The organism is Microcoleus sp. LEGE 07076 (genome assembly GCF_015207455.1).
In the GTDB taxonomy this organism is placed as follows: domain Bacteria; phylum Cyanobacteriota; class Cyanobacteriia; order Cyanobacteriales; family Microcoleaceae; genus Microcoleus.
The window spans coordinates 14584-27236 of sequence record NZ_JADEWV010000077.1; the positions used below are offsets into that span (position 1 = coordinate 14584).

The window sequence follows — 12653 nt, forward strand, 5'->3', positions numbered from 1 at the left end:
GTCAGCGGCCTAAAAGCCGAGGATAGATATCAGTCAAAAGAGGATATGGCAATGGGCGAATTTCTGACAGTCGATGTGTTTGCGGACACGATAGCGGTACTCGGTGCTTTGGGTTTTTTCTTTTTAGGATATCAAGCTTTGCAGATGTTGAAAAGATAAATTATGTCAGAACTGAGATGTTGCACCATTGTCAAGAACGGGCAAGATGCCCGTTCCACAAAGAATGAGTTTTCTTGTGGAACAGGCATTTTGGCTGTTCCTAAACAAGTAATTGAGAATGGTGCAATATCTCAGTCAGAAGTCAGAAGTCAGAGGGAAGAAGGAAAGAAGTCAGAGGGAAGAAGGAAAGAAATAAGAAGGAAAGAAACAACTATTCCGAATACCCAATGCCCAGTTTTGCCAATGCCCAATTCCCTGTTTTGCCAATGCCCTGTTTTGCCAATGCCCAATGCCCTGTTTTGCCAATGCCCAGGAACACCTAATTTACCTGAAAAAGGCTATACAACTGACCCAACAGTAAAACTGTTTCTTGCGAAAATCAATCAAAAAAAGGCTGCGTTATTATCATGGTGAGCCAACTTTTAGATGGACGCTATCAAATTATTGAAGTCATAGAAACAGGAGAATTTGGACAAACCTATCTAGCCAAAGATATTCGCCGTCCCGGTGAACCGCAGTGCTTTGTCAAACACCTGCGTCCGGGGACTAGCGAACCGAAATTAATTAATACTACGCGCCGTCTTTTCCAAAAAGAAGCAGAAGTTCTAGAAAAGCTCGGTCAACACGACCAAATCCCTCAGCTATTTGCTTATTTTGAAGAAAATGAAGAATTTTTCTTAGTTGAATCTTTTATTGCGGGTCACTCGCTATCAACGGAGATTGTACCGGGCAAACCTTTAAGCGAAGAAAAACTAATTCTTTTGCTGAAAGAACTGTTAGAAATTTTAGTGTTTGTACACGGACAGGGAGTAATTCACCGAGATATTAAACCAGCTAATTTAATCCGCCGCTATTCAGACAACAAGTTAGTTTTGATCGACTTTGGCTCGGTGAAAGAAATTCACATTGCTCAAAGACAAGCGCCGGTAACTGTGCGGATCGGCACGCTGGAATATATGCCGATCGAGCAATTTCAATACAACCCGCAACTCAACAGCGATATCTACGCCTTGGGAATGATTGGCATCCAAGCAATGACGGGTTTGCCGGCTTACGATTTGCCGAAACTGCGGGATTTGAAAAATTCAAATAAAGGCGAAATTGTTTGGCGGCATTTAACCACGTGCTCCCAAGCGCTGGCCGATGTTTTGGACAATATGGTGCGCTACGATTTTCGGGAACGCTACCAGTCGGCGGCGGAAGCTTTGGTCGATTTGAGGAAAATTGGCGATCGATCGCGGGCGCGGATTCCCAAGCTGACAATCTATCGCGAAGAAGTCGATCGGCGCAGCAGCAGCCGCGGTGACATTACAGTCGTCGGTCGGAGAATATTAGAAGAATTGCGCGTCAGTTTGGAATTGCTACCTGAAGAAGCAGAGGCGATCGAAGATGAAGTATTGAATCCTTACCGCAAATACAGGCAAAAAGGCGAACGCTACGAACAATCGCTGCAAGAAGCAATGCAGCAAGAATATCCCTTTTCTCAGGAAACTCGCGACGAGTTAAAACGCTTGCAGCAAATTTTAGGGCTTACCGACGAAGATGCCGCCAGAATTGAAGAATTAGTCGTTCCTAAATCTTTATTCGCTAAATTGTACAAGGCGATCGCCACAGTGTTGGAGGGACACCGCAACCCCAACCCGACAACAGAATTGCAGCCAACTCTGGCGGTATCCCCGGATGTGAATTTGAACGGAAAAACCGATTTGCCGTTAGCGCAGCCCTCGGAGAGGATCGCCGCAGGTGCAACAGTTGTCCCCAAACAACCTCGCAAATTCAATCCTTATCTCGCCGGAGCAAGCATTGCAGCACTCTTAGCTGCGATCGGCGGAATTTACGGATATCTCAAGTGGCAAGAATGGCAGCAGCAATTGCAGCAAGAAGCCCAACAGCTCAATCAAATTGAATCTCTTTATAAAGCCAGCAATTATGAAGGCTGCATCAGCCAAATCCCAACAATTCCCAACACCAACAGCAGCTATGATTCCGCCCAAAAATTACAGCAACAGTGCCAAGCAGGCCTGCGCTGGAAAAACGCCAAAGTCAAAAACTTCGCTCAGCATTCAGAGCCGGTCGGGGCTGTTGCTTTCAGTCCAGACGGCTTAATGTTAGCCAGCGGTTCTAAAGACAAAACCATCCAAATTTGGGATTTAGCTACAGGCAAATCGATCCGCACTTTCCCCGGAGATTCATCCACCATTTGGTCGGTTGCTTTCAACTCAAAGGGCACGAAACTTGCCAGCGGAACAGGTTTTTGGAGAGTCATGCTGTGGGATTTGAAAACAGGGCAAGGGACGCGCCTTCTCGATCACACAGCTTCTGTTTGGTCCGTCGCTTTCAGCCCCGACGACAAGCTCGTTGCTAGCAGCAGCGGAGACAAAACTACGAAGATTTCGGATGCAGCAACTGGCAGTTTGATATATAATTTGCCAGACCATACAGATTTTGTTTATTCTGTTGCTTTCACTCCCGATGGCAAAAGTTTGGTGAGCGCTTCTAAGGACAAAAAAATTACAATTGTTGATGTAGAAACGGGGAGGTTGCTAAAAACTATTCAGGGACACGGCGACCAGGTGAGGTCGGTTGCTGTGAGCCCGGACGGCAAGACAATTGTTAGCGGTTCCTACGATGAAACTATTAAAATCTGGAATATCGACACAGGAGATTTAATTCGCTCGATCAAGGGACATTCTGACGATATTGTCTCTGTTGCTATTAGCCCAGACGGGAATTTTATTGCCAGCGGGAGCAAGGATAAAACTATAAAAATTTGGAACTTTGCTACCGGAGAATTGCTGAATACTTTGACCGGACATACCGATGAGGTTTATGTGGTGACTTTTAGTCCAGACGGCAAAACTATTGCTAGCGGTTCTAAAGACAATACTATTAAGTTGTGGCTCAGGTAATCTGAAGTCATTAGTCATTAGTCATTAGTTATTAGTCATTAGTCATCACTCATTAGTCATTAGTCATCACTCATTAGTGCTGTCGCCTCTATTTTTTCTACTCGTTACCAGGCTCCTGCCTGGTAACGCTTCTGGGGCGAGGCTCTGCCTCTATTTTTTCAAGGCAGAGCCTCTATATCTCAGTTCCCAGGCTGGAGTCTGGGAACCAGTTAAACAGATAATTGCGCTAGCGCTGCTACGGATCGCCTCTGATTTAATTGCAGTAATTAAGCTCCTTTTCTAATGATTTTGGCAAGTGCAAAACCGACGTTGATAATTAGTGATCACTTGGATAATTTTCAGTTGAATCATCTCGGATTTGAAAAAAGTAGTAGAGGTTCGTCAGGGTTAAATCAGATATTTCTTGCCACGAAGAGGCAGCTAAAGCTTGATAGCCAGTGGCGATCGCCTGCTGGCTGACATAAAATTCGTATTCCCCGCGCAGTTCCGGCGACACAGCGAATGCTAACTGGTCGCGCAAGGATAGAAAGTGAGACTTTTGCTTTAAATTGTCATAAAGTGCAGGTTCCGCAGCTAATACCGCAAATGTAGTGTGCACGTTGGTTCTTAAATTATCGTTGCTGAGTCGATCTAAACTAGCTAACTGGTGCTGCTCTTTGGGAGACAAAGTTTGCATCCAATCAACCTCATTTTGCCAAAATTCTATTACACTTAGATCGTGACCGAGAATCCTAGTAGCTTCGGGAAATAAAAAATCTAGTTCTGATTCCGATTGACATCCTTTAACAACAGTTAAAAGCTCTTGACGAATTTTTGATTGGAGTCCGAGCAGGCGATCGCTCGCCTTATCGTAAGCCCGCTGCAATTCAAACGTGAGGGCGATCGCCTGCTCGATCACCCAAACACATTCCATTTTCCGGATCAGTCCGGCAGCAGACACTGCCTCTAACAAACTGGGATTATCATAAATTTTTAAAGCCTGAAACAGCATATCCCGCCCGCTATTAATTTCGGAATTCCGAAGTTTGATATCGGGCAATGTCAATGCCGACTGACAGCGTTTTACCGCCTTAGAAAAAACATCGTAACCGTTAACCAGTTTCTGACGGTGCTTTTCAAAATTAGAGTCGTGAGCCACCTGAAAAATCTGCTGGATCACCTCAACTCCCCGATCTTTGAGGATATGTCTGAGATCGATAAACCCGTCTTTAATTTTTAGCTTCTGATGCTTGGCCTCTTCTCTGATTTTTAATACTTGGTCGAAGTTTACTGCCGACAAAACTGCACTCGATACAGCGCCAACACCAATGACAGCAACGGTTGCTTGCATCACTGCTAAATTAATTTTTAGACAGTTAAACATTCTGTATATTTTTTGAAACCCCTGATGAGTTTGAGCAAGCTGCAACGGTGCGAGTGTCACGTACACGGGAGCTACCAGCGGCTGTACCGAGCCACCTCCGGCTACCCCTGCGAGCAATCCTAGAACTCCGCGATCGGATAAAGTTGCATTTGTTGATTGATAAAAGATTTTTGCAATCTCCACAAACTCCCCTGTCACCGGATCTCTAGCCACAGGAAGCAATTTTCCTGTTTTGGCAGCAGGCTGTATCAGCTTGCCACTATTGAGCCGATCCAGAGTTGCAGGGGTGAACAGATAATCCATGTTGTGACACCAGTTAAAAAAAGAATGCAAATGTCGGCCCGTGTTCCAAACCTCGACAGTCATCAGTCATTCCATTCCCAATTCCTTAATCTAAAATCTAAAATCTCAAATGGTGTGACTCAGTTTGCATTCAAAAAGGCAGATGTTCTGTATTGTATGCTATTTAGGGAAAGCAGGAAGGAAAGGAAATGAATGAGTATCTCAAGGTATTTCAGGCTATTACCCAGTTTAGCGATCGATTGTTGGCAGACGAATATAAATCCGTGGAGATTAAACAGTCAGCTACCCACCTCAGCTTAGATGTGGAACATTGCATTGACGAAATTAAACAGTCTGCCTTCAGACTCAAGGAGTTAGTTGAGGTATGCTTCAAAGATATATCTCAGGCTGAAGATGTCTGGAATAGCAAGCCGAGAATTGCTGGAGCATCTCCTGTTGAGGTGTGGGACCAAATTGGCGAATTAAGCGGATGCGATGTGAGAATTCGCAGTTTCGGAAAACAAAGCAAATATGATGCTGTTGTTAAAGTTCGGAAATCCTGGAGCGACAAAACTACCAAGTTAAAAAATCAGTGGTTTATGTGGGACAAAAATAATCAAGTGTTTCAAAGAGATCTTATCGGTTTTTTTGAAAAAGATAATTTGCACAAAGAGTTGCGGAATGAAGTTGATTACCAGGCAGAGCGAGTAATTTTGATTGTGGAGAACGAACTTAACTTAATTTTTAAAGAGTTACAATCTATTGATATAGAAAAAATTGAATTTTGTATTGAATGCTTCGATCTCCACAGTCAATTGAGATTTAGAGAGCGACTGCAATCAATAGGCAGCGAGATTGTATCGAAGTTTACTGAACCTCTGAAATATTTGCCGGAGTCTTATGTGAAAACTTTTAAGGAAACGCTGAAATCTCCTGTAGAAACTCTGGTTCATAAAAGCAAAATGGGAATCAGTTTGGTCGATTTTGAAGAGTCTTGTAAAGTGATTGGGTCAATCATGGATGACTTGATTGTAGAAATTTTTGATGAGCGCATGAAACTGGCAATTCACACAGTTGAAAAAGCGATGATGTTCTACAATAATTTTTTAGAAAAGCAGGCGCGGTATCAGCAAGAAACAGCTCAACAGCGAGTGGCGGAAAAAGATTGGATGGAATACCAGCGGCTGCAACTCAGGGAAGTTCAGGAGTGTATTGAAGCAGTGATTAGTCATTAGTCAGTTGGCAGTGGGCAGTTGGTTGTTGGTCATTGGTCATCAGTCATCAGTCATTAGTTATTTGCTAGCAATTCCCAATTCCCAATTCCCAATTCCCAATTCCCACTGCCAACAGTCAACAGTCAACTAATTATTGATATTGACCGCTAAGTTCGTAAACGATCGCGCCCAAAGATGCAAAACTAGCTAGAATCAACATTCCAGCAGGCATGAACTTGCGAGTTTTGACCAGCCGTAAAATAAAAACTATTACTAAAACAGCGGAGATGGCTGCTGCTAATGTTAAACCCCAACTTTGTCCCATGAGTTGGGCGCTGCCGGCAAAAATTAGCAGCGAACCGCTAATCAGGCCAGAAATTAGCGAGGCTTGGCTTTTGGCCTTGATGTAACCTATGATGCCCCCAACCACTGTCAAAGCGCCGTAGCCGATCGCCGCTGCTATACCTAAATTCATTTTTAATCCTCAAAATTTCACAAGTTCATCTAAATTTATACAGCTATACCTGCAATTGCGGTCACAAATTGTTAGAAAATTTATTAAACCCGTTCAGGATATCTAACTGTTATAGAATTGCCATTATGTCAGCCCTAAATTCTAGTGCGATCGCCCAAATCCGTTACCTCCAGCGCCAAGCGGCATCCCTGCTGCTGTATCAATCTGTTCTCAAAAGCCCCGCAGCTCGAGCTTTTCTCGACTTGCTGCAAGCCCTCCACCACAGCGAAGTCAGCGGTTTGGACTCTCAGGTGGCTTACGGCAACTGGTTCAAAGTTCAGGCAGAGCAAAATCAGAGCTGGAAAGATTCTCTGATTTGGGAAATTCTCAAAAACGAAAATCCTTTTTCTCGCCTGGCTCAGCAAACAGATTTTGCCAGTTTACCGCCCGCTTTGGTGGAGGCCGCCCGACACGATTTAGAAGTGCTGCAAAATATTTACGAATGCAGCAGCGAACAGTTGAGCAAGTGGGTGCGGGTAGCGGGTCAACTTGACGCAGTGCCTCCGATTTGGCATTGCGAAACTGTAGTAGAATCTGCCGATAAACCGCTGCACGAAAAACTCGAAAAATGGTCTGGCGCTGCGGAATCTTTGGCAGAATATTACCGCAAGTTTGGCACGGGTTTGTTTGCCGAATATCGCGCTTTTGGGTGGCGTGGAGGGCAGTTGGCAAGTATTTCGCATCCCGATGGCATAAATTTGAAAGAGTTGGTTTGCTGCGATTGGCAGCGCGATGCTCTGGTCAAAAATACGGAGTTTTTGTTGGCGGGTTATCCGGCTTTGCACGTCTTGCTGTATGGCAGTCGCGGTTCGGGTAAGTCTTCTTTGGTGAAGTCGCTGTTAAATGAATTTGGTTCTCGCAATTTGCGATTGATTGAAGTTTCTAAATCGGATTTGCAAGATTTGCCGCTAATTGTCGAAAAGTTGCGGGGAGTTCCTCAAAAGTTTATTATTTTTGTGGATGACCTTTCTTTTGAGGAAGATGATGATGCTTTTAAATCCTTGAAAGTGGTTTTAGAAGGAAATGTCACCGCCCGCTCTCAAAATGTGGTAGTTTATGCCACATCCAACAGGCGACATTTAATTCGAGAGTTTTTTGATGACAGGCCTCGCCCCCGCGACGGAGATGAAGTTCACGCTTGGGATACGGTGCAGGAAAAACTGTCGTTTAGCGATCGCTTTGGCTTGACTTTAACTTTTGAACCGGCGGATCAAAATACTTATTTAACGATTGTCCGACATCTGGCAAAACTTGCTGGAATTCAACTCGCGGCTTCGGATTTGGATCACCGGGCTAAGGAATGGGCAACTCGTCGCAACGGGCGATCGGGCAGGAGTGCGCGACAGTTTGTTGATTTCCTGAAAGCAGATTTAGCGCTTTTTGACAAGTAGATCGCCCCGGCTGGGATGGCGGGTTTTTACGCGAGAGATGGCAAGGGAATTCAGGCTTTGAATAAACCCGCCCCCGTATCGCCACAGGGCGCAACAAAAAATCTTAATTTTTTCATAATTTTCTTGATAATAAATAACTAACAAGATTTGATATAATTGGCTAAATTCCCGCAGAAATCTCCAGAGTCCAAGCCCGTCTGGACTCCATGAATCCACCACTAAATAATGAGGAAAATATCATGGGTTTATTTGATAAAGTATCGCAGACTCGCAAACAAACGGACGTAACGTTAGGGCCTGCCGAATCATTTGCGGCGATCGCCCTAATTGCCGTAGCAGCCGACGGTTACATCAATGACAGCGAAAGTAAAGCGATTAGCATGACGCTATCTCGGATGCAACTGTTCCGCAGCTATCCAGATGACGTGATGAGAAAAATGCTCGATCGGCTGCTGACGATCCTGCAACGGCAAGGAGTCGAGGTACTGTTTAATGCGGCTTTGGCAGCACTTCCAGACGAACTCAAAGAAACAGTTTTTGCTGTGACAACTGATATCGCTTTAGCAGATGGCGAAGTTTCGGAAGAAGAAGAACAACTGTTAAACGATCTTTACAGTGCATTGGGACTTTCCGAAGAAGCTGCCCTCAAGATTATAGACGTGATGTTGATTAAAAACAAAGGTTAAAAAAGAAGGTCGCAAAGAATAATTTAGGAGTTTTGACTTCAGTAGGACTTACGCACCCTAACTTCAGAAACCCGGTTGATTCGGATATTTATAGTTGTCAAATAAAAATATTCGTAGAAACCGGGTTTCGACACCCGTAAATCCTGTTTAAAAAACACAAAAGTTTTTAATTTAAACTCACAACTCAAAACAGCTTGAAATGCCTTTCAATTACACCCGCACTGTTCGCTTCCAAGATACTGATGCTGCTGGAGTCGTTTACTTTACCAACGTTTTGGCGATGTGCCATGAAGCTTACGAGGCATCTCTAGCAGCATGGGGAATCAATCTCAAAACATTTTTTAGCAATCCGGAGGTTGCCTTGCCCGTAATTCATGCTAGTGTAGATTTTTATCGCCCTATGTTTGCGGGCGATCGGCTGACAATTCAACTAACGCCCAAACAAGTTGCTGGCGATGAATTTGAAATTGCCTATCAAGTATTTTCTGGGGAAGTTGCAGGAAAAAGCGCGGCAAAAGCTCTGACTAAGCACGTCTGCATCAATGCAGCGACGCGAACTAGAAAACAGCTATCTGACAAACTAATCCAGTGGTTGAGGCAATTTGAGAGTTGAGATTTTAGTTGACTTCAATATTTTATATAATAGCAGGGAATGACAGTCAAATTTCTGTTTAGTTAAAAAGTTCTTCTGACTTGTTTATATTAAGTATAGCCTTTTTCAGAAAGATGAGGTACTATGCGGCATAGGGCATAGGGCATAGGGCATAGGGCATAGGGCATAGCGCATAGGGCTATCCTCACTTGTTTGATAACCGCTATAGTTCCACTTAATTAAACGTAAAATACAGACCAACAAAAAACGATAAACTCTAAGCATTCTTCCTGATGACTGATGAATGATGACCAATAACAAATAACAAACAACAAATAACAAACAACAAATAACCAATAACCAATAACCAACAACTAACAACCAACAACTAATAACTAATTACTTCTTCTTATGACACATCGCAATTATGCCATCATCGGTACGGGAGCTTTAGGCGGATTCTACGGTGCTAGACTGCAAAAAGCAGGTTTAGAAGTGAATTTTTTGCTGCGGAGCGATTACGAATTCGTCAAGAAACAGGGTTTGGTAATCGAGTCTCCTGAAGGTGATTTCACCCTCCCGCAAGTCCGCGCCTACCACGACGCGCGCAAAATGCCTCAGTGCGACGTAGTAATTGTAGCGCTGAAAACAACTCAAAATCATTTATTACCCAAAATATTGCCTTTTTTATTAAAGGAAGACGGCGTTGTTTTAGTTTTGCAAAACGGACTGAATGCAGAACCGCAAATAGCTAAAATTGTAGGTGCAGAACGAGTGGTTGGCGGGCTGTGTTTTCTGTGTACTTATAAAGTTAGACCCGGTTATATCTGCCACCTAGATTACGGTACAATCACGCTCGGCGAATACGGTGAAGACTACAAACCCGTCGGTATTACTAACAGATTGAAAGAACTTGCTAAGGATTTTCGACTGGCTGAGATTCCGATAGAAATGAGCGAAGATTTGCTATTGTCTAGGTGGAAAAAACTGGTATGGAATATTCCTTATAACGGGCTGTCTGTGCTTTTGAATGCGAGAACAAACGAACTGATGGCTAATTCCAATACTTTGACGTTAGTTGAGGAAATCATGGCGGAAGTGATAGCGGGGGCTAAAAGTTGCGATCGGATTATTCCTGATAGTTTTATCCCAGATATGCTAGAACACACTCACAAAATGAAGCCTTACCGCACCAGCATGAAAATCGATTACGATGAATCGCGGCCGCTGGAAGTTGAGGCGATTTTTGGCAATCCGATGCAGGTGGCTCAACAAGCAGGTGTTAAGTTGCCACAAATAGAGGTACTTTACCGAATGTTGAAGTTTGTGGATGTTCAAAGGCAAGAAGCTGAGAGGACGAGAAGGCTGTTAGGTGTGGAGTAATTAGTCAGTTGACTGTTGACTGTTGACTGTTGTCAGGAGTCAGAAATAAGCATGAAAAATTCTGCTTTCTGCATTGATTGCGCCTAATAATTATTGATATTTGAGCCCAATTTCTTGCAATTGTTCTCGATTGATTTTACCTTGAGAATTGCGCGGCAATTGTTCTACGATTACCCAATATTTCGGTCGCTTAAACTTGCTCAACTTGTCTTCGATTGCCGCTTGCAGAGTTTTGACGGTAACTTCGGAATTAGCGGGAACATAAATGGCTGTCACGACTTGACCCCACTGTTTGTCTGGTAAGCCAATTACAGCAACATCGGTAACTAAGTTAGTCGTCCTAATGGCGGCTTCGACTTGGGCAGGAAATACGTTTTCTCCGCCTGTGATAATTTTGTCGCTGCTGCGTCCGACAATATTTAAATAGTTATTGCGATCGATAAATCCCAAATCGTCTAATTGGAAATATTCGCTATCGCCAAATTTTTCAGGATAATAACCCAAGGCTAAGGATTTAGCATTAACTGCAATATTTCCAATTTGATTGGAGGACAAAATCTCACCCTGGGGACTGCGAATAGTTATTTTTGCGTGGGGTAAAACTTGACCGCAACTGTTGTTTCCTGCCAGAAAATGTTCGGGTTTGAGTGTAGCAATTTGTGAGGCGGTTTCTGTCATGCCGTAACTCGGTGCTAATTTGATTTGATAGTTTCTAGCTGTTTCCAAAAGTTCCGGCCAAGCGGGTGCACCGCCCAAAAGTACGGTACGAAACCGGGACAGCCAATTAGCTGTATCTGGGTTTTGCAGCAGCCGTTGCAGTTGAGTTGGCACTAAGGAAATGAAAAATTCTTCGGGTTCGATATCAGATTTTTTGCCGGATTCTAGTGCTTTGAACGATCCTATTGCTAGTTTTCCGCCTGTGGTGTACGATCGCACAAATTGCATTAAGCCGCTGACGTGGTATAATGGCAAAACGCAGAAGGAGTTAATTTTTTCAAGGTTAAAATATTGTTGAAAACCTTGGACTGATGCGGTTAGTGTTTCCCAAGTGTGGATGGCAAAACGGATTTTTCCCGATGAACCGCCGGTGGGAATCACGATTGTATCAAAACCGTTTTTAGTAGGCGAATGGAATTCGCGGCTATACAAACGAAGTCCGCCTTGGCGGACTGTAAGAGAGGGAAATATTTTTTTTAACTCAGCATTTTGTCCCCAAATTAGGTCGGGTTCGACTAAATCAAAGACTTGTTCCCATTCTTGTTTTACCCAGTTGGGATTGCAGAGAAAAATTGGGCATTTGGCGGCGCGGGCGCTGATAAAACTGGCAAGAAATTGCAGGGGTTCTGATTCTGCGATGCAAATTTTTGGTGGTGTTTTTGGGGCGGGATTTTTGGTGATTTGTTGAAATTGCCGATCGACAATTCGGGCAAATTCGCCGCTGTCACCACCCACAAGCCAATTATCGGGCAATTCAAAGGGTGGATTCAGACTATTTACTATGATTCTTTTTGCCATAGATGCTTTAACCAGGTGTCTTGATTGTCGTCGAACCAGCTATCGGTACCGAAGCCTAGGGCTCTATTATTTGGAGACAATTCTGTTGCTAAATTTAAGGCTGCTTGTCTGCCGATTTTGGTTTCAAATACTGATGAGAAAACTGCGTCTATATTGTGAATTTTACAAAATTTTCGGAGTTGGGATGGAGAACCGCAAATCGCAGGTTTAATGACGAAAATTCCCCGCCAGCCTTGGCTGTAGCATTCTTGGATGCGATCGAGGTTGGCTGCGGATTCGTCTAGGGCGAGATCCGTTGCATAAATAGCATTCAATTCTACCATTTCCTGAAACTGGGCGATCGGCAGCGGCTGTTCCAAAAATTCAATGTCTGCGGCAATGTCGGGAGTTGCTTTTACTTTGTCGCAAGCTTCCAGCCATGTTTTAGCCTGGGAATAACTGAGTCCCCCGTTAGCATCTAAGCGCAAAAGTGATGTTTGTCGATCGCCCAAATCGTGCATTGATTGAATTAGCTGCTGAAAAATCGTCAATTCTTGTTCAATTTCAGCAACGCCAATTTTCCATTTAAATGTGCGATATCCCTCTAACCAAAGCATTGGCAAAACCTGCAAAGCTGTTTCACCAGCAGGCAATAAACCGCTGTAC

11 protein-coding genes are annotated in these 12653 nt (G+C 43.8%); 7 read left to right on the top strand and 4 right to left on the bottom strand.

Features of this window, described 5'->3' with window-relative positions; translation table 11 throughout:
* Positions 1-162: 162 nt before the first annotated feature.
* The gene (locus IQ270_RS14680) at positions 163-573 is read left to right on the top strand and encodes a hypothetical protein (RefSeq protein WP_193973932.1); all 411 of its coding nucleotides are present in this window, start codon (positions 163-165) and stop codon (positions 571-573) included.
* Positions 567-3068, top strand: coding sequence for a serine/threonine-protein kinase (locus tag IQ270_RS14685; RefSeq protein ID WP_193973922.1), 2502 nt, complete (start codon positions 567-569; stop codon positions 3066-3068). The genes IQ270_RS14680 and IQ270_RS14685 overlap by 7 nt, the downstream gene beginning before the upstream one ends.
* A gap of 316 nt (positions 3069-3384) precedes the next feature.
* On the opposite strand, the gene IQ270_RS14690 is transcribed toward IQ270_RS14685, so the two are convergent.
* Positions 3385-4797, bottom strand: coding sequence for a hypothetical protein (locus IQ270_RS14690; protein WP_228056375.1), 1413 nt, complete (start codon positions 4795-4797; stop codon positions 3385-3387).
* A gap of 125 nt (positions 4798-4922) precedes the next feature.
* On the opposite strand from IQ270_RS14690, the gene IQ270_RS14695 reads away from it, so the two are divergent.
* On the top strand, positions 4923-5948 hold the full coding sequence (locus IQ270_RS14695; RefSeq protein ID WP_193973923.1) for a hypothetical protein: 1026 nt from the start codon (positions 4923-4925) through the stop codon (positions 5946-5948).
* Positions 5949-6078: 130 nt separating this feature from the next.
* On the opposite strand, the gene IQ270_RS14700 is transcribed toward IQ270_RS14695, so the two are convergent.
* Positions 6079-6402: a TMEM14 family protein gene (locus IQ270_RS14700; RefSeq protein ID WP_193973924.1), complete on the bottom strand. Its 324-nt coding sequence runs from the start codon at positions 6400-6402 to the stop codon at positions 6079-6081.
* Between the two features lie 125 nt (positions 6403-6527).
* On the opposite strand from IQ270_RS14700, the gene IQ270_RS14705 reads away from it, so the two are divergent.
* From IQ270_RS14705 to IQ270_RS14720, 4 genes are all read left to right on the top strand, one after another.
* A complete protein-coding gene (locus IQ270_RS14705; protein WP_193973925.1) occupies positions 6528-7832 on the top strand; it encodes an ATP-binding protein in 1305 nt (434 codons plus the stop codon).
* Between the two features lie 239 nt (positions 7833-8071).
* The gene (locus tag IQ270_RS14710) at positions 8072-8518 is read left to right on the top strand and encodes a tellurite resistance TerB family protein (protein ID WP_193973926.1); all 447 of its coding nucleotides are present in this window, start codon (positions 8072-8074) and stop codon (positions 8516-8518) included.
* Between the two features lie 199 nt (positions 8519-8717).
* Positions 8718-9131 carry a thioesterase family protein gene (locus IQ270_RS14715; protein WP_193973927.1) on the top strand — a complete coding sequence of 138 codons (414 nt, stop codon included), beginning with the start codon at positions 8718-8720 and terminating at the stop codon, positions 9129-9131.
* A gap of 390 nt (positions 9132-9521) precedes the next feature.
* Positions 9522-10493, top strand: coding sequence for a putative 2-dehydropantoate 2-reductase (locus IQ270_RS14720; protein ID WP_193973928.1), 972 nt, complete (start codon positions 9522-9524; stop codon positions 10491-10493).
* 90 nt (positions 10494-10583) lie between these two features.
* Here IQ270_RS14720 and IQ270_RS14725 read toward each other — a convergent pair whose 3' ends face one another.
* Both IQ270_RS14725 and IQ270_RS14730 read right to left on the bottom strand, forming a co-directional pair.
* A complete protein-coding gene (locus tag IQ270_RS14725) occupies positions 10584-12008 on the bottom strand; it encodes a 2-succinylbenzoate--CoA ligase (protein WP_193973929.1) in 1425 nt (474 codons plus the stop codon).
* A partial coding sequence (locus IQ270_RS14730) for an o-succinylbenzoate synthase (RefSeq protein WP_193973930.1) occupies positions 11990-12653 on the bottom strand: 664 nt, incomplete at its 5' end. The genes IQ270_RS14730 and IQ270_RS14725, both read right to left, overlap by 19 nt.

Coding starts and splice junctions, on each gene's coding strand:
- IQ270_RS14690 (WP_228056375.1), bottom strand. CDS start 4,797: ATGACTGTCGAGGTTTGGAACACGGGCCGACATTTGCATTCTTTTTTT.
- IQ270_RS14725 (WP_193973929.1), bottom strand. CDS start 12,008: ATGGCAAAAAGAATCATAGTAAATAGTCTGAATCCACCCTTTGAATTG.
- IQ270_RS14720 (WP_193973928.1), top strand. CDS start 9,522: ATGACACATCGCAATTATGCCATCATCGGTACGGGAGCTTTAGGCGGA.
- IQ270_RS14685 (WP_193973922.1), top strand. CDS start 567: ATGGTGAGCCAACTTTTAGATGGACGCTATCAAATTATTGAAGTCATA.
- IQ270_RS14710 (WP_193973926.1), top strand. CDS start 8,072: ATGGGTTTATTTGATAAAGTATCGCAGACTCGCAAACAAACGGACGTA.
- IQ270_RS14700 (WP_193973924.1), bottom strand. CDS start 6,402: ATGAATTTAGGTATAGCAGCGGCGATCGGCTACGGCGCTTTGACAGTG.
- IQ270_RS14705 (WP_193973925.1), top strand. CDS start 6,528: ATGTCAGCCCTAAATTCTAGTGCGATCGCCCAAATCCGTTACCTCCAG.
- IQ270_RS14715 (WP_193973927.1), top strand. CDS start 8,718: ATGCCTTTCAATTACACCCGCACTGTTCGCTTCCAAGATACTGATGCT.
- IQ270_RS14680 (WP_193973932.1), top strand. CDS start 163: ATGTCAGAACTGAGATGTTGCACCATTGTCAAGAACGGGCAAGATGCC.
- IQ270_RS14695 (WP_193973923.1), top strand. CDS start 4,923: ATGAATGAGTATCTCAAGGTATTTCAGGCTATTACCCAGTTTAGCGAT.